We start from the raw sequence: 22,241 nt of genomic DNA, 5'->3' as shown, positions 1-22,241 counted from the left end.
TAAACGCAATCATATCAAATTGGAACTACTCTCACTCTTCCAACTTTCAGGTAACGTTAATCCTGCACTAATGTTCCTGCGTTACAATACCTACAATTGTGTTATGGAGAAGATATACGATTTCTTTTGGAAAAGGAGTGATATGGATGAGCAAGCCGCGTATCGCGGAGTGGACAGAACTACGGGGTCTTGCCTACCTCGCTGTCGTGCTTCAGCATTGCATTGGCGAATATATTTATCGCAGCGATATCCAGCAGCCGGATTCCGTTATGCTCGCAATGCTGTACCATTTGACACGATTTGGCACACCGACGTTCGTTTTCCTGTCTGCGGCGCTGCTTTTTTATAATGGTAACAAACCGATTGGCTATCCCCGTTACATTGGCAGACGGTTTCGAGATATTTATGTTCCATTTCTCTGCTGGACGGTCGTTTATTGGGTATGTAACCAGAACTGGTCGACGGCGCAGTGGGGAAATATTTATTTTTACAAGGGCATGTTCGAGGAAATGATTATACCTGTCAGCGGATATCATCTATGGTTTGTGGTGATGATTTTTCAGTTTTATATTTTATTTCCCTTATTTGCAAAAGCGGCCGGACATGTGCAAACGTTTCTCCGACGCTACAGCACCAAAAAACGAAAACAGCTCGTTCTGACTGTGATGCTTACAGCAGCGGCGGCTTATGCTCTGCTATTGCAATGGTCCTACTATGACATGTCTACATGGAGCCCCAAGTTACCGTCCCTTTGGCAGACTCTGCTGGATTACCGCACCTACAACTTTGTCATGTACTTTTTCTATTTTATGCTGGGCGCGGTATGTGCCTATATGACGGACACGTGGCGGGGACTGGCTAAGCAGACATTACCGTGGAATGTATTTGTCTTTATTGGTCTGTTCATGCTCATGGGTCACACGATGCTGATCCAGTCGGGCAATACGATCAATCTCAATATTTCCACCTACCTCAAGCCAAGTACCTTTGTGCTGATTGTCTCGCAGTTGCTTTTGTTATATGGACTGCTGCTCCATTTGCAAAAAGACCAGCGCTCCGAGCCGTTCCGCCGTATGCTGAACTGGATCGGACGCTATTCCTTCGGGGGATATCTGGCCCATGCACTCGTGCTGGCCTTCATATCCTACTTCACCCGCCCGCTTTCACTGGGCGATCATCATTTTACGGCGACACTGATTACGTTTGCCGTCGTGGCAAGTGTTTCTCTCGGCATCAGTTGGCTGTTCGCCCATCTACCGGGAGGCAACTGGATTGTCGGCTCCAAAGGCAGACAGCGCTTGACCTGGCCGTTTCGGTTCCAGCCGCTTTCCTCCAAACGCGCTTCCAAAAACACACAGGAGCTTGGCTAATGGAAAAAGGGATTCGTACGGGGAAGCTTTTCGCTGTACATATCCCTTTCTCCTTGCATCCATTACCTTTACTGAATTATTCGTGGTCGATTGTTGGATCAGTTTATGATTGCGAATAGGCTTTGTAAAATGTAAGGTAAGTGTATGCAGAAGGAGCTATTCGGGCTTGGGGCTATTTGTATATGCAAGTATTCCATTTTGTAAAAGTAACCATAAAGGAGTGGTACTATGGATGAAATTATGGAACTTAATGGTTTGAAGTATCGGAAAACCAAGGAATATCTGCTTGTTTATTTTGAACCTACGTCATTCAAACAAGGGTATGTAGTTTCTTTTAAACTTCCTCATTATCCTTTTTCCAGCAAACAAGAATTTATAGCAGATAGTAGAACGTTTGAGTGTAATCACTTTGAGCAGTTCAGAAATTTTGACCCTGATAAACCAGCGGAATTAGAAAGGACAGGTATCGGATTTTCATGGCCTAACAGTGGTCTGACTAAATTTTTTGAAATGGTAAATGAGAACTTAACTGTGTAAAACGAAAAAGGCATTCTGTCCATTTTAGGACAGAATGCCTTTTTATTAATAGACTGTGAATGTAATATCACAGTTTGGCACTACTCTAGTAAATTGTCTATTTGTATCCCAAGCCAAGCCTGATATTTTCGCTTCATATCTACCTGGTCTTAGTTTAGGGTAGAACGAATCGCTTACAGACAAACCACCGACATTTGTCGCTGAAATGTCCCAATCCGCTACATACCCACCATTATCAGCGTTGGTAAACTCTATTGTTCCCTCAAAATGATAGAAAACGCTGAACTTTGGATCGACAGACCAAAAAATTAAACCTGTATCCCAACGATCTCCAGCAGTATAAACCAAACGAACAGTACCAGCACTCCCTGTGCATGTTCTTAAAGGTTCAATAGTGCTACTTGTACGTTGCCCTTCGTCATAACAAAAGTTCACTGTAGAAGACAGATTATCATATGTAGCATCTGTGATTGAGGTAGAAGGCTTTTCAGAGGAAACGTTTGAATTGACCACAGTTTTAGGATTTTCCACAGATTTTGAAAATGGTACTGGTGAGTCAATATCTACTTCATTTGCATAAGTGGTTGCTGGAGAGAACCCGACAAGTAATAAAAATATGAGACATAAACTTGCAATAGTCTTTAACAGGTATTTCACATTATCATCTCCCAAATTTTGGTGTATCACTCGCACTCAAAGCAGGATATTACTTTATCCGAAATACACATCAACATCCTATAAACGTCCAAAATCAAGTAAAACCAAAAATAGGATAGAAAGAGTCTCCTTTTCGGGTAATGGAAAGTACCACCCAACCATTCCGAAAAGAGGCGACCCTCATGAAACAGTGAACCTTATTTCAAAACTTGCTACCAACTATCCTTAGAGAATCCAAAGTGAAAGCCGTAGCTGAGGAACAAGGCTTTGAAGATACAGCCCGCAAATTTCAACTCCTGTGGTACTGGACTCAGCTGCCTTTGAGCAGTGGAAAGGCTACGGCTACATCGTGGATCAAGCGTCGTTAAGCGGTTTGCCAACAATTAAGGCCCACCTCTTTCCAAGACAGGAATGGTCTTTATTAATCAACTCCCAGTATGTATAAGTTCCAATTTTGCTATATGACTAATAAAGAATTTCCAAAAGTACAGCAGTATCATTTAGCAGCTATACTTTCTACATTTTTATGTCTCATTTTACTTTATAAGTCTTTCATTGTAGTTTTTCAATAGAAATTTGGACAGTCGTACCAATCGCTTTAAACAATAGCTTTTATTTTATCAGTCAGAACAGACATATGACACGAATGCAAAAGACGGAGCCTATTGACTGGTACACCTTCCATCGCAGGTATTCAGCCTGGCTACTATTGCGAATGCAAAGTATGCATCACCCCAACTTATTAACATATTATTCCATGAACATGTATTTTATTTTAAAATAAGTCATTATATTGAATAATGATAAACGTTATGAGGGAGAAGTCACAGTTTCAATAAAAAGAACGGGGGGATGGACTGAATATAGCATCGTCTTTGTCAATGATTTGACCCAACACATAGTGAGATTGCTTCTTGGTCTGAAACATACGGTTGTACTGATTAATCAGTTCATCCAAAAGCATAGACTGCTCAAGTACACAAGCGTGTCCGAGGCCATACTCTTCGTAAAGATCATGCATGTGTTGTCTGGCGTGTTCCATCTGTTGAATTAACGTTAATGTTTCATCCCTGTTCATCCTGCATCCCTCCTAATGAATCTCATTTTAGGAGGTAATGAACAAATATCTCATATCCTTTTTTGAGCCAAAAAATTACAAAATAATACAAAAAAAGACCAGCAATAAGCTGGTCCAGTGTAATGAATATGAAGATGAAGATGATTACTTGGATTAAGATCCACCAATGTGTCCTTAAGTTTGAATTGTGTTTGAGCTTGGATTTCCAACTTGCACTGGTACTGCGAATACCAGCAATAAGCTAGTTACCGTCAAGAAGAAAACCATCTTTTTGATCAATTTTTTCCCATAGACTTTGTAACTGATCTCGGGTTTCAGAAACGGCATACGCTTTGAATCGTTCAAATAACATTGCACAATTATGCGAAAGTATTCCTTTATTAATGAATTCAGCCTTTTCCCATGCATTTAGCAGACATTTGAAACCATATGGATATCTACCTTTATTTAGACTGTACTTGGCCATCTTGTACCAGAACCGAACGTATTCTCCTGGTAAAACCTGCTGTGTATACATGTCAGAAGATGACGATTCTTGATAAGCTGCTATTTGGGGTTCAAAGCGCTGAAGGATATGGTCCACATCTACATTATATCGGTTAGCCACTTCTAGGACGTTCAGTAGCTCAGCAAAAATCTCTTTTTCGGCAGCCATATGCTCTACGTAATCCGGCAGAACACTTATATCCCCGGACATAAGTTTGTTTACGTAGGTATTAATTTTAGCCCATTGCTGATATTGTCTCTTCCAATAAAGCGTATCAGGATCCTTCTCCTTTACCCAACTTAAATCAGCATAACCACGAATATGTTCTAATGCCTGTTCATGTTCTCCTTTTGCATCGCAAGCATTAGCACACAGTAGTTCAGAATACGTTATGTAAGTAAAAAGTGGTCTAACTGGCTTTTTTTGCGGCTCTGTTCCTTTTCGCTTGGAATTATGAACCAAATTATATTGAATCTTTCCCAATTGACCCATTTGATATGCAAATTCTTGAACCTTGTCCCACAGGCTTAATGATCTGTATACGTTTGCTAAATCTTTTAAAGCATCTAATTGCTCTATCTCGTCCAAGCGATCCACAAAAGGGGCAAATTCGGTGGCAGCTTGAAGATTGACAGCCCGATCCTGTCCGATGTTGATTTGGAACAGGCGATATTGGCAGATCGCCAATCGCTCTGAATGCTGGTGCTTCTCACTTTCAGCCACCTTTTTGTACAGGTATGCCGCTGCTTCATTGTAGCCGTCTTTGTACACATTTTCTGCAACTTCAAAGAGCGACGGCGGATAACTAGGGTTATCCAACAACAGAGTTACAACTCGCTGCAAGCAGTCCAGTCGCCCTAGCTCAATGCATCGGTATAGGAATGGGCTGATTTTTTTCCAGTTGAGTGGAGATTCTTCAATGCACTCTTCAATGTAACGTTCGTAAAAATAATCTGGTGGTAAATTCATTCCCGCAGTAATGCAATCTAATTGGTGAACAGAAATAGAACGATTGCCCGTCACAATGCTACTAACTGTACCTACATTCAAATCAATAATGCGACCAAACTCGGTCATAGTTAAGCCTTTTCGTTTTAGATAGGTTTGAATTTCTGCCTGTATCGTAGGTGTGATTTCCATGGATAAACCACCCTTTCAGCGTGAACTTTAAATTAGTGCAAATTTCAACAAAAAATGAATTGGAAAACTTATAGTATAGTTAATATTTTTTCTATTCATGATAATACCATCTTCTGGAACAACAATAAACGCTTTTATTTTATTGCTTTTTATCTTTTTAATAGGAGAGTATTGGATGATGGCCGCAAAAATGACAAGAAATTTAGAAGCTTTTGGTAGACTCGTAATTCCCAAAGAAATACTCATAACCTGTGATATTAGTGCAAACGATGCTATAGAATTTTTCACAGATGAAGAAAAAGGTATCCTATCCCTAAAAAAATACATTGGTCAGTCTTGTAAGTTTTGTCAATCTACCGAGGGATTAAGTTACTTTAAGAGTTCTCTTATATGTACAAGCTGTAGATATATGCTCAAGAGTCATCCAAAGCCCGTGTAAGTCAGCTCATACCAAAAATGTTCGATCAGGTAGGTGACCTGTTAAGAAAATAAAAGGAGAAGATCACTTGAAAAATACAGGTATGACACGTCCCTTGGATACGTTAGGCCGGATTGTTGTTCCTAAAGAAATGCGGGCCTCTATGGGTATTAAAGCTGGCGATCCTTTAGAATTTTATTTAGATGTTGAAACAGGATTTTTGAGTATGCGGAAGTATATTGGAGTTGCCTGCAACTTGTGCAGTTCGGTTAAGGATTTAACCTATTTCAGGGATTCATTTTTATGTAAAAAATGCATACTCGACCTGAAAGGAAACATAGGTGTGAGTCAAATTCCTGCTCCTGCTGTTAAGGAACCGTACAAAGAAAAAAGAGCAAATCGGTCGTCTTCAAAAAAATGGGCTGCACAACTAAGAAGACTCATGCGTGAGCATCCAACAGCCAAGCAAGGCGACTATGCCAAATGGCTTGGCGTATCCCAAGGCCGTATTTCCCAGCTTAAAAAGCTGTTATAGGTACCGCTCAATTCATATTCTTGTAATGCTAAATAACCAGTCGCTGGTTGATTTTATGCGACTGGTTATTTAGCTTACATAGACATGTTCTGCTCTATCTGTACTCATATCTTCTGGTGTCGCATACGATAAACCCTTTTTGCTTCTAGTTTTTGTGAACCGAGGTTGAAGGTGTCCCTGACTCCTGCTTCAATTGCGCTTCATGCGGTGCTCCAGACTTTCGGTCAAACGTAATCGGGCCTTTGCGATTAACCAGCCGTTTCAGATCAACGGTCATTTCATTTTTCAGCTTATCAATCAGTTGCTCCTCTTTGATGCCCTTGCTTTTGGCGATATCGACCAACGATTTTCCTTGTCCCAGCTCATTCTCTAGCCGGGCAGGAGTGATACCCAGAAGCTTGGCGACCTTCTCATTCAAATGGTGGTTCCAGCCGCCAGGTCCTCTGCCGTGTCCATGTTTGTGAACATGCCCATGTTCATGACGGCCCTGTGGCTCAGCATTCCGCTGTGGGGCTTCTCCTTGACTTGAAGCGTTGGGAACGGGAGCTTGCAGCTGGTTACCCGGTTCAGTACCGGAAGCTCCGGCGATACCCGCAGTCCCATACATCATCATCCCTCCATACAGGGTAGCAGTGATTAATTTCCATTGTTTTTTCATATTCAGGCCCTTCTTTCACCCTTTTTAATTTAATATTTTCTCTTTCCGCTATTTTTATTCGTATTTTCACCTGTTAAGTAATCACAAGACCGGGAAAATACGAGCTCATGAACATTTCTATCACGGTTACACCCCAATCTTCGATCTGTACGCGCTCCTCGGAAACCTTATCCTGTAGGGTAAGTAAAAATGAAGTACTAAACTTTCTACAATATAATTCGAAATTTTTCAGGGAAAATATTAAGGAAAATATGATAAAATTTTTTTGTAATCGATTACAATTAATTTTTTGGAAAGAAATGTTGTATCAAGCTACTACAGAATGCACTGCATCATAGTCAGACTACACGCAACTACACATAAGGAGGAAAGTCAATGAAACAAAAAAGAATACGGTTATTTTTATCAATTTTGATTTGTTTTTCGCTTATCTTACCCGCAGTAAATGCACAGGCGGCAACAACGATCACCTCAAACCAAACCGGTACCCATGACAACTACTACTATGAGTTGTGGAAAGATTCCGGGAACACAAGTATGACTCTTAATAATGGGGGTGCGTTCAGTGCCCAGTGGAGTAACATTGGAAATGCATTATTCCGCAAAGGCAAGAAATTCGACGAGACCAAGACACACCAGCAAATCGGAAATATTTCCGTAAACTACAGTGCCAACTACCAGCCAAATGGTAATTCGTATTTATGCGTCTATGGATGGGCAGTTAACCCGCTCGTAGAATATTACATCGTCGATAGCTGGGGAAGCTGGCGTCCACCCGGTGCAACATCCAAGGGCACTTTTACCGTTGACGGGGGAACATATGATATTTATGAAACCACTCGGGTTGACCAGCCTTCCATTAAAGGAGACAAAACAACTTTTCAACAGTATTGGAGTGTCCGGACATCCAAACGCACAAGCGGAACCATATCGGTTAGCGAGCACTTCAAAAAGTGGGAAAGCATGGGCATGAAAATGGGCAAGATGTATGAAACTTCACTTACTGTAGAGGGATACCAAAGCAGTGGGAGTGCCAATGTAACTAGTAATACAATTACGATTGGCGGCAGTTCTGACGGCGGAACGACTACTCCTCCAGGTACAAGTACGAAAATAGAAGCCGAAAGTATGACCAAAAGCGGTCAGCACACCTCAAATATCAGCTCGCCGTTCAACGGAGTGGCTTTATACTCCAACAATGATTCGGTGAAATATACGCAAAATTTCACTAGCGGCACCCATAGTTTTTCACTACGTGGTGCCTCGAACAACTCCAATATGGCCAAAGTTGACTTGAAAATCGGTGGACAAACAAAGGGGACCTTCTATTTTGGTGGAAGCAACCCTGCCGTCTATACTCTAAACAATGTCAGTCATGGCACCGGAAACCAAGAGATCGAGCTCGTTGTAACAGCCGATGACGGAACATGGGATGCTTATGTTGATTATTTGGAGATCAACTAACCTTACTATCTATTAAAATTGTTAAGGAGGTACAACCTTGTCTATAGCTAAAGCAGGAAAATGGACGGCGATTATGTCAATCACCTTGTCTTTATTCACAGGCTCGCTGGTGATCTCGAGCAACCAGGCGCTTGCGGCTGATTGTTCAAGCGGTTATGTGGCGTTAACCTTCGACGATGGTCCCAATCCCTCTAACACCAAAGCGCTGCTTAGTGCTCTGAAGCAAAACGGTTTACGCGCGACGCTCTTTAATCTTGGACAAAACGCGCAGAATAATCCTTCGCTTGTACGTGACCAGCAAGCAGCGGGCATGTGGATCGGTAACCATTCATGGTCACATCCGCATATGACACAACTGAGCACATCGCAGATGTCATCGGAAATTACACGCACGCAGCAAACGATACAGTCCATTACTGGCACGGCACCAAAGTTGTTCCGTCCTCCGTATGGCGAGACCAACGCAACCCTCAAATCCATCGAGACCCAAAACGGTCTTACCGAAGTATTGTGGAACGTTGACTCCCAAGACTGGAACGGCGCCTCCACCGCACAGATTGTAGCTGCCGCGGGCAAACTTAAAAACGGCGATGTGATCCTGATGCATGATCAGTACCAGACTACACTCCAAGCGATTCCACAAATTGCACAGAACCTCAAAAACCGTAACCTTTGCTCTGGTATGATCTCACCAAGCAATGGCCGGGCGGTAGCGCCTGATGGCGGAAACGGCGAAACGCCGCCAAACACAGGCACAAAAGTGGAAGCAGAGAATATGACCAAAGGCGGTCAGTACACTTCAAATATCAGCTCGCCGTTCCACGGAGTGGCTTTATACTCCAACAATGATTCAGTGAAATTCACACAGAATTTTACCAGTGGCACCCATAGTTTTTCACTCCGTGGTGCTTCAAATAATTCCAACATGGCCAAAGTTGACTTGAAAATTGGTGGACAAACGAAGGGTACCTTCTACTTCGGCGGGAGCAGTCCTGCGGTCTATACTTTAAACAATGTCAGCCATGGAACCGGAAATCAAGAGATTGAGCTTGTTGTAACAGCCGATGATGGGACATGGGATGCTTATATTGACTATTTGGAGATCATCTAATTTTTAAAAAACACAATCCCGGCGGGATCTTCCCGGCCGGGATTGTTGTCGATATCCTTTTTACATAATTCTTAATGTAAAAATAACATAATATTGCAATATCGCAATCTCTTATATAATGGCGGGTAACAACTAGAAATCGCTATAAAAATATTCATAAGAGATGCAGGTGATGGCGATGGAATGGTATTTTGCATACAAAGATGAATTGGAAAAAGTTTTTCGTCAAGCGGAAGAACGGACAGCCGCGTTTCCTGCTCCATTTCAGAGTCAGGGCTTGGAATATCTGGCCCGTTTTAATCCGTTACGGGAAGACAGCACGCGTAACTACATATGCTATTTGCTTCCGTTCTGGCTGCAGGAACTCACCGGGCTGGCTCCCGAAATTTGCCGTAAGCTATCAGTAGGCAACGTATTCGTCATGGCTCATTATTTGATTCAGGACGATGTGATGGACACAGCAGCAGACAACCGCAAAACGCAACTCGCCTTAAGCCAATTGTTCTATACCGAATGCTTGGACGTATACCGGGACCTTTTTGCCGCGTCCTCGCCTTTTTGGACGTATGCCCGAACGTATATCGGTGAATGGGCCGTTAGTGTGACATCCGAGGGAACCGAGGACTATTTTCAGGGGGAACGACATCAGGTGGCGCTGAAAGCCAGTCCGTTAAAAATGGCTGGAACGGGTGCTTTGCTGCTCGCAGGACGGTCCGACCTGATCCAGATCATTACGGACATGACAGATACAGCGCTGATTGTACTTCAAATGTCGGATGACTGGGCCGACTGGTCGGAGGACTTGGAGGAAAACAGCTACAACTGCCTTTTGTCCCATATCAGCGCCGAGCAGAAGACCGCTTATCGAGAAGGTCTTGGACCGGAACAGATTCGGGAGGCGATTTATGTACGCGGCGCGCTTGCCAGTTACGTAAGTATTGCTGATCAAGCGGTGCAGCAGTTGGAAAATCTGGAGCCGGACATCCCCGGCCTGCGTATGTTCACACGTTCGATCGCAGAAGAGCTGGGCGAGGAAGCGACGGAGATTGAAGCCGGACGTTCGCATTTGCGAAGAGGTGGCCTGGATTTTTGGCTCTCCAAAAATATGAAATAATGCTAGATTTTGATGAGACTTTCGTGGTATACTGACTAGGTAAATATAACCAATTGAATGAGAGGGTGATTTTTGGTGGCTACTGAAGTTCTTCAAACACAAGTCATTCAAAAAGCGTGGGAGGATGCCAGTTTCAGAGAAAAACTGATGACCGATCCCAAATCAGCAATTCGTGATGTGTTAGGAGTCGTGATCCCCGATCATATCCAAATCAAAACGTTAGAGGAAACAGCCGATCAGTTTTATCTGGTCATTCCTCCAGACCCTTCCGGCGTGCTCGCTTCATCCCAGAAACCACGCTCTATGTGGTAAATTGGCTTTTGTAGCAAACTTGTTTTATATTCCTTAAACACCATGCGGGTGGGTTCAGCAAACTTCCTTCCGTTTTCCCTAGCACAAAAAGCCGGATATTATCCGGCTACGGGGAAGCGGATGGTCGCTTCTGTTCCCACCCCTTTTGCACTTGTAAAGGATATCTTGCCGTTCATTGTCTCAATAATCCGAAAGGTTACCATCATGCCCAAACCTGTGCCTTTGGTCTTATTGGAAAAGTAAGGCTCGCCCAGTCTCGATAAAGTCTGAGCGTCCATTCCTTCGCCATTATCCCGAATATGAATAACAGCTTCTCCGTTCTCTACATAAGCCCATATATGAATATGCCCTTGATCTCGCAGCGCTTCAATACTGTTTTTAATAATATTGATGAACGCCTGCTTGAACTTGGAGGAATTCCCGCGCACTTTGATTTCCTGGGGAATATCCAAAGAAATTTTGCCACCTTGCAAGTTAGCCATTGGACTAATGATTCCTTCAATATGTTTAAACTCATTCAGGATAGACAACGTTTTGGTTTGCTCAAATTCAGGCTTGGCAAATGTCAGAAAATCGGTAATAATCGCGGAAGCCCGATCCAGTTCCTCCAGTGCGATATGCAGATATTCTTTGTTCTTACCATCCTCCTGCTTGCTCATTAACTGGAGAAATCCACGGGTAACCTGAAGCGGATTGCGTACCTCATGAGCCACAGATGCAGCCAGATCGCTAATAATCTCCATTTTCTCCGAACGCTGAAGCTCATTATTGAACATCTCCAGCTCTCTGGAATAGCGAACGACCTGCTTATGCTTCTCTGCCAGCCTTCTGCCCAAAATCGCTATCAGCGCCAGCACAAAGCCGAACACGCCCCATTTCCACAGAAACATATTGTAGTGTCCATCCCTGAGGAAGAACCAGGTCAGTTCACCGATGCAAATGACTGCGAAAAAAGCAAAGCCTATCGATAAAATGATCGCTTCATGATCCCCTTTGATCGCCATACGAACCGAAGCAAACACCAGCAATACGAGTAAAGCCACGAGCAATACGCTCAGCACGGATACACTGAAAAAATAATATACGTCGTTTAAACGTTCCTGTGCTCCCAAATTTACAATCATCATCGTAAAGCAGAACAAAGAGTAAAATGTCAGCACTTTTCTAAATTTGCGAATCAGGATGATTGAACTTATGTTTTGCTCAAAAAAGTAGGCTAGTGAAGGAAGGAGAATAAACATTCCTACATCAAAAAGCTGTAAATAGAGCTTGCCGTAGCTGCGATAGAACGTATACAGGAAAGGTGAATACGTCACGATCATCAAACCAATAGACAGCACAATTGCGCTTAGGGACAGCCACATTGCCATGCTCGGACGGAACAGAAAAAATGAGCAGATCAGCAGCACCAGAGCTATAAATATAAAGGTACTGCCCAGTACGATATCCAGAACATCCATTCTGACCAAGGTCCCCAGCAACTCACGATAATCACCAGTCATCACATTTCCGATAATGCCCAGTCTGTTCTTGCTGCTTTCCGTCCATATGTATAATGTTTTACCACCGTCTTCCGGTCTAAGCGGGATCAGAATGCGATTGTTTTCATAATTGTACCCGCGATAGGACTCGTAAAAATTGATGCCGTCCTTATACAGCGTAATATGTCTGCCATAAATATTTTCAAAAAGCACCGCCGGCGTTTCATCAATCAGCGATGGCAGCCGAATACGAATCCAGGCAGAGCCGGTGTTCGCGGGTTGCTTGGGCAACTCTGATTCATCATTAATATGCATCCAAACTTTGCTTGGGTCCCGCACCTCATCGAGTGATCCATCCTCCCCTTCCACTCCCCATCTCATATCCCAAGAGGGTATTCGGTATTTCATTTCCGGGGTCGTTTTAGCCGCATAGGCGGGTAGGCCTATCGACAACAGTATTACAATGACCGCCAGCAGAGCGGCGACAGCTTTGGGCACAAGCCTCATGTTAAGCACCTCAAAGTTACATAGTAGGATTACAAGCTTGTATACGTTTTATCATTTTTCAACGTCCTGAAATAATATTATTCTATACGATGATGTTCATACCTTCTTCATAAGAAGGGTATCATGTTCTTTTTACTCATTTTTTGTCAAATCTTCATATTGATTTATGATCATGTCCTGTTCACGTGGCTCCATCTGTTCTCTGAGGCCAATCCATGGTTCGCACTCTTCATCCTCATATATCGTCCAAATATCCGAAAATAAATAATCGCGTATTTCTACCACTTTTCCAGACTGACTGCCACCTGACCAGTATAAGCCTTCCGGACGTCGGATCAGGATACGGGAAAATCCCGGGGTAGATGCCTTTTGTCCTACTCGGATACGGCTAATCATCGGACCAAACATATACCATTCCAATTCCTATCCCTCCATATCCTCTTTATCATATCACAGCAGTTACCGAAAAAAACGTTCATTAGGAATGGCAACATTCCGATTTCGCATGATTTCAACCTCGTACAGACACACTAACCCCAGGTTTAGTCGTTCTGCCTTTTGGGTAAGGTCGAAATAAGCAATCAACGAACAAAGGAGCTGAAGCACGATGGCAAAAAGTGATCATATAAACGATAAGCTTCATGACAACGATTTTGAGCCTTCCCTGCAAAATGCAGAAACGAACTGGGAAAACCTGACCGAAGGACCGGATACTCCACTGGAAAAAGTTCCAGATGCCGATGATGTATCCCCGGACAGCCCTGTTGACCCTTCCGCTCCGGCGGAATTTATACATGGCACGGATTTACTGAATGGTGCCGATGGGGATGACGAGGACGAGCGGTTATCGAGCCTTCCAAAAGGGTAATAAAGTATATAACCGAGAGGAGTTGACGTGTGCATATGTATAAAGATCCTATGTCTCAGGCGGATATGGCGTATAAACGTTACAAAGCCTTGAATCCTGTGAAAGAGGACGACCGCAGGTCTGCGGACAAGTCAAATACAGATGATACCGAGCAGCACCTTGTCGAAGACAATCCGCGAGGAGTCGCATCGGCAATGCCCGTACCCAAGGATCAGACATGATCAGGGAACAAATATGGGAATGCAAAAAGGGTGCCTTCGCAAGCCACGCAGATGATGAATGGCTGGCTTGGAGTACCCTTTTTGTATGTGTATTTGTTACAAAGGCAGCAGCGCTACGGTTAATTGGGCTTCCAATCCCTCGACCATTTTATTCCATGTCGCAGGCTTGTTCGACAACACCGTGTAATAGCGGCGCAGGAAGGCGGCCACTAACGCTGCGCTCACCTCGTTTACGCTGTCATCCTCAGGCATATAGCCCAGATTCAGCCCTTCTACCGCGACACCATCGTTATTCCAGGATGGATGTACATAGTCCAGATCCAGCCGCTTGTAGCCCAGATGAGACAGCACCTCACGTCGCACATACGGGTCCATCGGCTTGACGCCGCCAAAGGTATGATCATTGCCACGATAAGGATCATAAATTTCCGCAAACATCCCCTGCAACCGCTGTCCGCTGGCCTGAGCAAGCGAATGCAAATCAGCCTGACGACGCTTCCAAAGGAAACGACCAATACCGAGTCCCGCCTGTCCAATGATCGTAAAGTCCGTCATGGCGACATTAAAATCCTCATAGTAGCGATATTCGGTTGCACCGACCACTCTATGGTCCTGTACGGCGACAAAAACACGGATGCCCGGGTCTTCCAGCGGTACTTTCCACAAGCTGTACTCCAGCACTTCCTCCGGTGGGAATACCTCCTGCATTAACTGATGCATGCTCGCAAACAGCGGATCTTCAATATGAGTAATGCGATGATATTCCATATGGCATACTCCTTTTTTTATTTTGGGATGTAGTGATTTAGTGATCGGTATGAAATGGATTTCTCCATTCCATCAGGGTCGCATAATTACGCGATTGTTCATCATCCAGATAATCAGGCATGATACCAACAGGCACCCGCCCGCAACGAAGCAGGAACGTTAACACCGGGTCCTTAAGCTCGCCGGATACCACGGCATCTACATACGCTTCGGCGCTTAACTGGTCTGCATGATGCTGATAACCCGGCATACGTCCCGCGCCCAGCAAACGATCCAATCCGCGCTCGATGACGAGATGGTATAAGGAAAAAATAAGCCATTTGCCCAGACCCAGTCGGCGATATGCGGGACGGACAGCCAGATCAATAACATACAGTGCCTTACCGTCCTCACGGTGGGTACGGATGTAACCGTCATCTGCGACTTCCTCCCACGTATGTTGGGGATGCTCGGGGTTGTAGTGCATCAGCAGGCTGGTCACCGAGCCGGCCAGTTCCCCCTCGATTTCCACGCATAGCGCTCCTTCTGCAAAATGCTCAACCTGACTGGCAATCTGCTCCCGGCTCCACAACAGCTCCTGCGGATAGGGGGGCGGAAAGCTCTCCTGCTGAATACGCAGCAGCCCCTCATAATCGGCTATCGAATAATTACGGATGACCGCCCGCAGCGGACGATCTTCGTCAAAGACAAGCCATTCTTTGCGATACATGACGCCCTTCCTTTCGTTAGCTCCAGTCTGTGTACAAATCTGTACGGCGGTCACGCCATGTGGTCACTGAGCCGCGCTCGCGTACATCATACAATAGCTGCAAATCCAGATCGGCGGTGACGATCATATCGTTGTTTAGTTCACCTTCCACCATAATGCCGCGTGGCGGAAATGGAATATCATTCGGTGTAATGACTGCCGCCTGTCCATAGTTGGCCCGCATAAAATCAACCGTAGGCAAAGCGCCTACCGTGCCTGTCAAAACCACATACACCTGATTTTCAACCGCTCGGGCGTGGCTTGTATACCGTACCCGGTAAAAGCCGTGGCGATCATCCGTACAGGATGGACAGAAAATGATATCTGCTCCCTTCGCCTTCGCCATGCGTACGATTTCGGGAAATTCAATATCATAGCAGGTCAGCATCGCTATTTTCCCCTTGGACGTCTCAAACACATTGAGTCCCTCACCGGGAGCCATATTCCATTCATGCACCTCAGTCGGTGTGATGTGAATTTTGTCCTGTGTGACTACGCGTCCGTCCGGGTAAAACAAGTGCGCCGTATTATATAAACGTTCGTTTCGTTGCACCACATGGGTACCGCCGATGATATGCATCCCGGTCCGGCGGGCGAATGAAGTGAATAATTCAAGGTAACGATCTGTAAAATCCGGCAGGGCGTTAATGGTCAGGGCCTTGCCTTGACTGTCACCAATCGACATGAGCTGGGTCGTAAAAAACTCGGGAAACAGAACAAATTCCGCACCAAATTCCTCGGCTGTTTTGATATAATGCTCCGATTGAAGGGCAAATTCCTCAAACGAATCAATCGTATGCAAATGATATTGAACCGCCGACACTCTGATTTTGCTCATAATTCCTCCTTGTACATAACGTCTTTTAGATGGCAAGGGATTCCCGTTGCTGTTCACATTATAACCGATTCAAAACCGGGCGAGAACCGAACCTGACAAACAGGTCTTGCCTTCTGCACCTACTTTGTTTAAAATAAGGTCAACTCTTTTGAATCACATGAACAAAGACATGGACGGAGATAAGTAAACGTCTACCCGGATTTCCACAGAAAGGTACGAATTGCTGAGAGCGTACCGAAATCCCGCGTTGAAATTCACTCCCGAGTCGAGCCTTGAACCAGCATAAGGATTCATTTCTTATCTGCACTAGAGGTTTCCGGAAGCCCCCGTTACGGGCATCAAGCTCAGAAGTAGCTACTGTCGGCTGGAATGACGCTGTCGACTTGTATGTATACTTCTGTAATTAGGGTGGTACCACGGCATTCGTCCCTTGCGGCGAGGGCCTTTTTGTGTTATTTCCTGAAAAAAGATCTATGGATTGACAGAAAAAACAATTTTTATTCGTGAAAGGATGTTATGTATGTCGACAAATGAAAATTCTTTGGAGCTGCTGCGGGAACAGCTCGATGCTACCAACCTGCAATTGCTGGAGCTGCTGTCGCAGCGTGCTGAACTGGCCGGACAACTTGGTAAATTAAAAGAAGCTCAAGGGGTGCCTGATTTTGATCCGGTGCGCGAGCAACAAATGCTGGACAAACTGATCGCGGCTAACCGCGGACCGTTCGACGACGCTACGATCCGCCAGTTGTTCAAAAATATTTTCAAGGCTTCCCTGAACTATCAAAAAGAAGAACACAAAAAGCATCTGATCGTTAGCCGCAAAAATCAGCCGGATAGCACAGTCATCAAGGTTAAGGACACGCTCGTTGGTGGCAAAGCCTCCGTTATGGTCGCAGGTCCCTGCTCGGTGGAAAGCTACCAGCAAACTCGTGAAGTCGGTGAAGCTCTGAAAGAGGCGGGCGTTCCGATTCTTCGCGGTGGCGCGTTCAAGCCGCGTACATCTCCATACGATTTCCAGGGACTGGGTGTTGAGGGTCTACAAATTCTCAAACGCGTAGGCGATGAGCTGGGACTGGCTACAATCAGTGAAATCGTCGATCCAAGACATTTGGAGGAAGCGATCCAATACATCGATATCATTCAAATTGGTGCGCGTAACATGCATAACTTCGAGTTGCTCAAAGCTGCCGGCGAAACCAGAACTCCGGTCCTGCTCAAACGCGGACTTGCAGCCACAATGGAAGAGTTCCTTCATGCTGCGGAATACATCGTTTCCCGTGGCAACACGCAAGTGATGCTGATCGAACGCGGTATTCGTACGTATGAAAAATGGACACGTAACACGCTGGACATTTCCGCCGTGCCGATTTTGAAAAAGGAAAGCCATCTGCCTGTTCTGGTCGACGTGACCCACTCCACAGGACGTAAGGACATCCTCGCCCCTTGTGCCAAGGCCGCACTTGCTGCCGGAGCAGACGGGATCATGGTGGAAGTCCATCCGAACCCGGCAGTCGCTTTGTCCGATGCCCAGCAACAGCTGAATATTCCTGAATTCCACAACTTCATGTCCGAAGTAAAAGAGTCCGGTTTGTTCAAAGTGAAATAAATCGCTTTCATTTTCTCGGATTATGATGTAACATCTAATCAGGATTGTGACTGATAATGCAGGCAAAACCTAGATACATGTATGCTCAATTTCTTTTTGACGCATAATGTATCTAGGTTTTTTTATACCTAAAATTAGATATAAAACCATAATTGTGTTCACAGTCCTAATCCTAGAAAACATCATGTGTACGTTCAGGAAGGGGAAAAGAAAATGAAAGAAAGAAAATGGTTAAACGTTTTTCTATTAGGTATGATATGTATTTTGGTCATCAGCGGTTGTAGCGGCGGAAAAGCTCCTGCTGTTGCAAAGGATGAAAAAGCTACTCCAGCCAAAGAACAAGTGGACAATAAAGTGGAAGCTAAAGCGACGAAGGCTAGAACCGTTATTACGACCGATGGAGAAGTCGATGATATGAATTCGGTTATTCGCTTCCTCCTCTATTCTAATGAAATGGACTTGTCCGGTATCGTACTGACCAGTTCCGTGTACCATTATGCAGGTGATGAAAAAGCAGGCATAAAACCATTCAGATGGACTGGAACTCAATGGGTAACGGATATGATCGATGCTTATGGAGAAATTTACCCTAATCTAACTAAACAAGCCGAAGGATATCCCAAGCCTGAATATATTAAGAGCGTGACCAAGATAGGCAATATTTCATACAAAGGTGAGATGGACAAAGAAACAGAAGGATCTAATTTCCTTAAAAATCTCTTCCTGGATGATGACAAAAGAGATTTATATGTACAAACCTGGGGTGGCACAAATACGACAGCCAGAGCTTTAAAATCCATTGAGGACGAATACAAAAATACAGCTCAATGGGCTGATATCCAAAAAAAGGTGAGCGATAAGCTCGTTCTTTATATCATTTTGGATCAGGATGACAGCTACAATAAATACATCGCAAAAAATTGGCCGGACATCAGAATTATCAATGATCAATCTAACTTCTGGCATTTTGCATACGCTTGGAAAATGCACACGGAAGAAGTAAACAGCAAGTTACACGGGGATTGGAACTTCAAGAATATCCAAAATGGCCACGGCAAATTGCTCGATATGTACGCTTTGATGGGCGATGGAAAAATGATTCCAGGTGAATTGCCTGAAGAACAAAGAGGCAGTGACGCTTATTTAAAGAAAAATCCACAATATGATAAATATGATTTTATCTCTGAAGGAGACTCTCCATCATTCTTCTATCTGATTGATAACGGTCTGCGGAGTATGGAAAACCCAACCTATGGTGGCTGGGGAGGTCGTTTCGGTGTGGTTAACGATAAATTATTTAGAAATACCGTGTTAGACTATGATGTGTATACGAAAAAATTTGAAGCGGAATATTCTCTGATGAGATGGTTTGATGATATTCAAAATGACTTTGCAGCTCGTGCAGATTGGGCGATTGCATCCGACTATAAAGATGCCAATCATAATCCAACTTTAAGCATTAAAGAAGGCGTAGATGTAGCAGCTAGTCCCGGAGAGAAAATAACACTGCATGCAGAAGGATCAGATCCGGACGGCGATCCATTAACCTATAAATGGTGGAGATATTTTGAAGCCGATACGTATGAAGATTCTAAAGTAAAACCGGCACCAGTTAAACCTGAAATGGGTAGTGGATTGCAACTTGGTCTCCATCGAGAAGTAGCTAAAGGCGAGAAATTAAATACGATTGACTTGCAAGGCAGCGATACCAATGCAGTAAGTTTTACAGTTCCCGCGGATGCCAAGTCCGGAAATACGATTCATATCATCGCAGAAGTACAGGACAATGGAAAGCATCAGCTAAAACATTACCAACGTGTGATTGTAACTGTAAAATAACAGACGGAACGTCCAATGAAAAAGGCTCATGGAATTATCACTCCATGGGCCTTTATTTATGCATTTTGGACCAGCGTATACTCGCTTTTAAGCCTTCTTTTCAGGTAAAGGGACATAATATCCTTTGCCATTCGGACCCATCGCGAATTTATTGCGAAGATGGTTAAGATTAGGGCCGAATTTGGCTTCCAACTCTTCACGAAACTCATACATGATTTCCATAATATAAACATCATGAATAATCACTTCCGTGATCGGCATCACAAGCCCCGGATGCATCGTCCATGCAGCACGGCTGTCATCCCCGAGCGAAAGTATACCGGCTACAACCTCCCGGTCATCTACGCTCAGTACAATCCACCGTCCCCCAATTTCGGACGTAATTTCCTCACTCATATCATGGTGATAAATGGTGGCGAAATCAAATTTAAGATCTCCGTACGCTACAATGAAAATCTCAATGCCTTCCCGGGCGACTTGCTCTAAAGCAGCTCTGAACACCTCGGCATCCTCTTTCCAAATTTCCATTAAGATTCGGTGTTTGGCTCCCTTAATCCCTTCATTGATGCGACTTATAATGGCTTCATAACCCGATATATTCCAAATATTCTCTCTGTTTTGGGACGATGCTGTATACTGCTCCAATGTCTCTTGCGCTACATTAAAAATCTGCTCTGCTTTGCGTTTTCTCTGGGCAATCAATTCATGGGGCGGGAGTGGTACATATAGCGGTGTATTATCCTGACTGACCATAATGTCCCCACGGTTAACCATCCCTGATAAAACCTCATAAATTTTAGATCTTGGCACGCCGGAATTCAATGACACAGCGTATCCCGAAAGTGGAGAGCTTTCCAGCAAGGTCACATAAGCTTTAGCTTCATATTCCGTAAAATTCAGATCCCGCAGAATTTCTAATACATTTGGTTTCATGATGCATTCTCCTCAAATTCATGTTCAACCTTACTATATCACTTCCCCTTGACAAAAACCGATATACGCACTATCTTTTTTATTAGTAGTCACCTAAGTAGCTACTTTAGTAACTACTAATATTTTATTTGATATGAGATCATGTCAGGGAGGATTTCGCTTGAACAAAGTCATAGCTATCAACAGCAACAGCAATCGCATCTACTACAGCGCTACGATTCTGGCTCTGCTGATTTGGAGCACATCGTTTATCGCCACAAAAGCAGCGTATACCACGTTCCCCCCTCTTACGTTGGGACTATCCAGATTTATGATAGCCTCCGCCGTGTTGGGTATTATTTTGCTTATAAGAAAGGAATTTGTCAAAATTAAGCCAAAGGACTTAGCTATGATTGCATTTAGCGGTGTTTTGGGGATCACTATCTATTTTTCAATGGAGAATATAGGGGTAAGCCTGACCACCGCTTCCAACGCAGCACTGATTGTCGCCTCCTATCCCGCGATTACATCGCTGCTTGAACTCATGATATATAAAGTGAAACTGTCCAAAAATAAAATCATCGGCATTGCACTGGCTATGATCGGGGTATATTTTTTGACTTCGGTAGGCGGAAGCTCGAATGGAAAGAATGAACTGATCGGAAATTTAATATTGATTGGAACTGGTTTTGCGTGGGCATTTTATATTTTCATGACGCGCAAGGTTGTGGACAAATATCCGCCCGTGACTTTATCTTTTTATCAAACTATTGCAGGCAGCATCTTCTTTATACCTTTGGCACTCATTGAAAAAGATAGCTGGCAAGCTCCGACAACGGGATCGTTTATGTTGTTAATATATCTGGGCGTGTTCTGTTCCGTTATCGCATTTTTGCTTTACAATTACGGATTAATCAAGCTGTCACCGAGTAGCTCCGTTTCCTTAATGAACCTGGTACCCATATTCGGGGTATTATTCTCTGTTCTATTGTTGCAGGAAACCATTTCATGGCGACAAATCATTGGCGGTTTGGTCGTTATCCTAGGTGTCCTGCTCAGTGCACAGCAACCAAGCAGCAAATAGCACAATAGTATTCATGCTCTTTGTTCATCTTTCGCTAGGGTTAAGAACATATATCCTTAAAACAAAAAGACGCGATTTACGCGCCTCTTATGAATATATCTTGTTGTCCTCTGACTCTTACAAGAGTCAACACTATGCCCTTCCGACTTCCTCCTGCGAAGCGAAAGGGCTGAAAAGTTTACTTTCATGTGATCTGGAGCGTTATTTCCCCAGCTTTTCTTTTTTATATAATTCAGGTAAAAAATCTGCTGGAAACCATTCTTCTACTCTATGGACAGAACCAATTCCTCCAGGGGAGATAGAAGGATGAATTGTCCATTCGAACATGTCGGGTGTAATGATAGCTTTTCTTTGCTTCTCTCATTATATTTCCCTCCATGTTGATAAATATGATTTTCAAGTTTCATGGTCTGTATTCAGCAGAAAACCTTTACTAAAGATTACAGTACAATAAAATTGATACCTATAGAAGTTCATTTGTCCAACAG

Annotated in this window: 25 protein-coding genes and 1 other annotated feature; of the genes, 13 read left to right on the top strand and 12 right to left on the bottom strand. The window is 44.0% G+C overall.

Annotated features, from left to right (window positions below):
• Positions 1–146: 146 nt before the first annotated feature.
• Both ACWXW9_RS19955 and ACWXW9_RS19950 read left to right on the top strand, forming a co-directional pair.
• Positions 147–1,370, top strand: coding sequence for an acyltransferase (locus tag ACWXW9_RS19955; protein ID WP_494930833.1), 1,224 nt, complete (start codon positions 147–149; stop codon positions 1,368–1,370).
• A gap of 228 nt (positions 1,371–1,598) precedes the next feature.
• Positions 1,599–1,907, top strand: coding sequence for a hypothetical protein (locus ACWXW9_RS19950; protein ID WP_494930832.1), 309 nt, complete (start codon positions 1,599–1,601; stop codon positions 1,905–1,907).
• Between the two features lie 45 nt (positions 1,908–1,952).
• Here the strand turns inward: ACWXW9_RS19950 and ACWXW9_RS19945 are convergent, their stop codons facing one another.
• Positions 1,953–2,564 carry a hypothetical protein gene (locus ACWXW9_RS19945; protein ID WP_494930831.1) on the bottom strand — a complete coding sequence of 204 codons (612 nt, stop codon included), beginning with the start codon at positions 2,562–2,564 and terminating at the stop codon, positions 1,953–1,955.
• Positions 2,565–2,773: 209 nt separating this feature from the next.
• Here ACWXW9_RS19945 and ACWXW9_RS19940 point away from each other — a divergent pair, with 209 nt between their 5' ends.
• The gene (locus ACWXW9_RS19940) at positions 2,774–2,932 is read left to right on the top strand and encodes a hypothetical protein (RefSeq protein WP_494930830.1); all 159 of its coding nucleotides are present in this window, start codon (positions 2,774–2,776) and stop codon (positions 2,930–2,932) included.
• Between the two features lie 464 nt (positions 2,933–3,396).
• On the opposite strand, the gene ACWXW9_RS19935 is transcribed toward ACWXW9_RS19940, so the two are convergent.
• The 3 genes from ACWXW9_RS19935 to ACWXW9_RS19925 all read right to left on the bottom strand — a co-directional run bounded on the left by ACWXW9_RS19935 (position 3,397) and on the right by ACWXW9_RS19925 (position 5,515).
• Complete coding sequence (locus tag ACWXW9_RS19935; protein WP_494930829.1) at positions 3,397–3,642, bottom strand: Spo0E family sporulation regulatory protein-aspartic acid phosphatase; 246 nt, start codon at positions 3,640–3,642, stop codon at positions 3,397–3,399.
• A gap of 241 nt (positions 3,643–3,883) precedes the next feature.
• A complete protein-coding gene (locus ACWXW9_RS19930; protein WP_494930828.1) occupies positions 3,884–5,269 on the bottom strand; it encodes a helix-turn-helix domain-containing protein in 1,386 nt (461 codons plus the stop codon).
• Between the two features lie 27 nt (positions 5,270–5,296).
• The gene (locus ACWXW9_RS19925) at positions 5,297–5,515 is read right to left on the bottom strand and encodes a hypothetical protein (protein WP_494930827.1); all 219 of its coding nucleotides are present in this window, start codon (positions 5,513–5,515) and stop codon (positions 5,297–5,299) included.
• A 260-nt stretch (positions 5,516–5,775) separates the two neighbouring features.
• On the opposite strand from ACWXW9_RS19925, the gene ACWXW9_RS19920 reads away from it, so the two are divergent.
• Positions 5,776–6,222, top strand: coding sequence for an AbrB/MazE/SpoVT family DNA-binding domain-containing protein (locus tag ACWXW9_RS19920; protein WP_494930826.1), 447 nt, complete (start codon positions 5,776–5,778; stop codon positions 6,220–6,222).
• Positions 6,223–6,367: 145 nt separating this feature from the next.
• Here ACWXW9_RS19920 and ACWXW9_RS19915 read toward each other — a convergent pair whose 3' ends face one another.
• A complete protein-coding gene (locus tag ACWXW9_RS19915; protein ID WP_494930825.1) occupies positions 6,368–6,880 on the bottom strand; it encodes a hypothetical protein in 513 nt (170 codons plus the stop codon).
• A 375-nt stretch (positions 6,881–7,255) separates the two neighbouring features.
• Between ACWXW9_RS19915 and ACWXW9_RS19910 the strand changes: the two genes are divergently transcribed.
• The 4 genes from ACWXW9_RS19910 to ACWXW9_RS19895 all read left to right on the top strand — a co-directional run bounded on the left by ACWXW9_RS19910 (position 7,256) and on the right by ACWXW9_RS19895 (position 10,881).
• Complete coding sequence (locus tag ACWXW9_RS19910; RefSeq protein WP_494930824.1) at positions 7,256–8,344, top strand: glycoside hydrolase family 11 protein; 1,089 nt, start codon at positions 7,256–7,258, stop codon at positions 8,342–8,344.
• Between the two features lie 37 nt (positions 8,345–8,381).
• Positions 8,382–9,455, top strand: a complete 1,074-nt coding sequence (locus ACWXW9_RS19905; protein WP_494930823.1) for a polysaccharide deacetylase family protein — start codon at positions 8,382–8,384, stop codon at positions 9,453–9,455.
• Between the two features lie 178 nt (positions 9,456–9,633).
• Positions 9,634–10,569, top strand: coding sequence for a class 1 isoprenoid biosynthesis enzyme (locus ACWXW9_RS19900; RefSeq protein ID WP_494930846.1), 936 nt, complete (start codon positions 9,634–9,636; stop codon positions 10,567–10,569).
• A gap of 75 nt (positions 10,570–10,644) precedes the next feature.
• Complete coding sequence (locus ACWXW9_RS19895; RefSeq protein WP_134910939.1) at positions 10,645–10,881, top strand: NHLP leader peptide family RiPP precursor; 237 nt, start codon at positions 10,645–10,647, stop codon at positions 10,879–10,881.
• Between the two features lie 98 nt (positions 10,882–10,979).
• On the opposite strand, the gene ACWXW9_RS19890 is transcribed toward ACWXW9_RS19895, so the two are convergent.
• Positions 10,980–12,869: an ATP-binding protein gene (locus tag ACWXW9_RS19890; RefSeq protein ID WP_494930822.1), complete on the bottom strand. Its 1,890-nt coding sequence runs from the start codon at positions 12,867–12,869 to the stop codon at positions 10,980–10,982.
• Positions 12,870–13,001: 132 nt separating this feature from the next.
• Positions 13,002–13,289, bottom strand: coding sequence for a hypothetical protein (locus tag ACWXW9_RS19885; RefSeq protein ID WP_192510212.1), 288 nt, complete (start codon positions 13,287–13,289; stop codon positions 13,002–13,004).
• A 187-nt stretch (positions 13,290–13,476) separates the two neighbouring features.
• Here ACWXW9_RS19885 and ACWXW9_RS19880 point away from each other — a divergent pair, with 187 nt between their 5' ends.
• Together ACWXW9_RS19880 and ACWXW9_RS19875 are read left to right on the top strand one after the other, a co-directional pair.
• Positions 13,477–13,737 (top strand): hypothetical protein, encoded by a 261-nt coding sequence (locus tag ACWXW9_RS19880; protein WP_494930821.1) that lies wholly within the window; start codon positions 13,477–13,479, stop codon positions 13,735–13,737.
• A gap of 35 nt (positions 13,738–13,772) precedes the next feature.
• On the top strand, positions 13,773–13,958 hold the full coding sequence (locus ACWXW9_RS19875) for a hypothetical protein (protein WP_494930820.1): 186 nt from the start codon (positions 13,773–13,775) through the stop codon (positions 13,956–13,958).
• 96 nt (positions 13,959–14,054) lie between these two features.
• Here the strand turns inward: ACWXW9_RS19875 and ACWXW9_RS19870 are convergent, their stop codons facing one another.
• The 3 genes from ACWXW9_RS19870 to ACWXW9_RS19860 are packed head-to-tail and all read right to left on the bottom strand — an operon-like array spanning position 14,055 to position 16,312.
• Complete coding sequence (locus ACWXW9_RS19870; RefSeq protein WP_494930819.1) at positions 14,055–14,726, bottom strand: GNAT family N-acetyltransferase; 672 nt, start codon at positions 14,724–14,726, stop codon at positions 14,055–14,057.
• A 37-nt stretch (positions 14,727–14,763) separates the two neighbouring features.
• Entirely contained in the window at positions 14,764–15,435 is a 672-nt protein-coding gene (locus tag ACWXW9_RS19865; protein WP_494930818.1) for a GNAT family N-acetyltransferase, read from the bottom strand.
• A 16-nt stretch (positions 15,436–15,451) separates the two neighbouring features.
• Positions 15,452–16,312 (bottom strand): carbon-nitrogen hydrolase family protein, encoded by an 861-nt coding sequence (locus tag ACWXW9_RS19860; protein WP_494930817.1) that lies wholly within the window; start codon positions 16,310–16,312, stop codon positions 15,452–15,454.
• A 161-nt stretch (positions 16,313–16,473) separates the two neighbouring features.
• Positions 16,474–16,746 (top strand) — a binding site (T-box leader).
• A gap of 86 nt (positions 16,747–16,832) precedes the next feature.
• Here ACWXW9_RS19860 and ACWXW9_RS19855 point away from each other — a divergent pair.
• Both ACWXW9_RS19855 and ACWXW9_RS19850 read left to right on the top strand, forming a co-directional pair.
• Positions 16,833–17,918: a bifunctional 3-deoxy-7-phosphoheptulonate synthase/chorismate mutase gene (locus ACWXW9_RS19855; protein ID WP_494930816.1), complete on the top strand. Its 1,086-nt coding sequence runs from the start codon at positions 16,833–16,835 to the stop codon at positions 17,916–17,918.
• A gap of 213 nt (positions 17,919–18,131) precedes the next feature.
• Positions 18,132–19,757, top strand: coding sequence for a DUF1593 domain-containing protein (locus ACWXW9_RS19850; protein ID WP_494930815.1), 1,626 nt, complete (start codon positions 18,132–18,134; stop codon positions 19,755–19,757).
• An 87-nt stretch (positions 19,758–19,844) separates the two neighbouring features.
• Here the strand turns inward: ACWXW9_RS19850 and ACWXW9_RS19845 are convergent, their stop codons facing one another.
• Positions 19,845–20,690: a TrmB family transcriptional regulator gene (locus ACWXW9_RS19845; RefSeq protein WP_431090130.1), complete on the bottom strand. Its 846-nt coding sequence runs from the start codon at positions 20,688–20,690 to the stop codon at positions 19,845–19,847.
• Between the two features lie 160 nt (positions 20,691–20,850).
• On the opposite strand from ACWXW9_RS19845, the gene ACWXW9_RS19840 reads away from it, so the two are divergent.
• Positions 20,851–21,753, top strand: coding sequence for a DMT family transporter (locus ACWXW9_RS19840; RefSeq protein WP_494930814.1), 903 nt, complete (start codon positions 20,851–20,853; stop codon positions 21,751–21,753).
• A 201-nt stretch (positions 21,754–21,954) separates the two neighbouring features.
• Here the strand turns inward: ACWXW9_RS19840 and ACWXW9_RS19835 are convergent, their stop codons facing one another.
• Positions 21,955–22,080: a hypothetical protein gene (locus tag ACWXW9_RS19835; protein WP_494930813.1), complete on the bottom strand. Its 126-nt coding sequence runs from the start codon at positions 22,078–22,080 to the stop codon at positions 21,955–21,957.
• Positions 22,081–22,241: the final 161 nt, after the last annotated feature.

The sequence above is a fragment of the Paenibacillus sp. LT-B23 genome (assembly GCF_059417685.1).
This window is presented reverse-complemented; position numbering and strand designations above follow the sequence as displayed.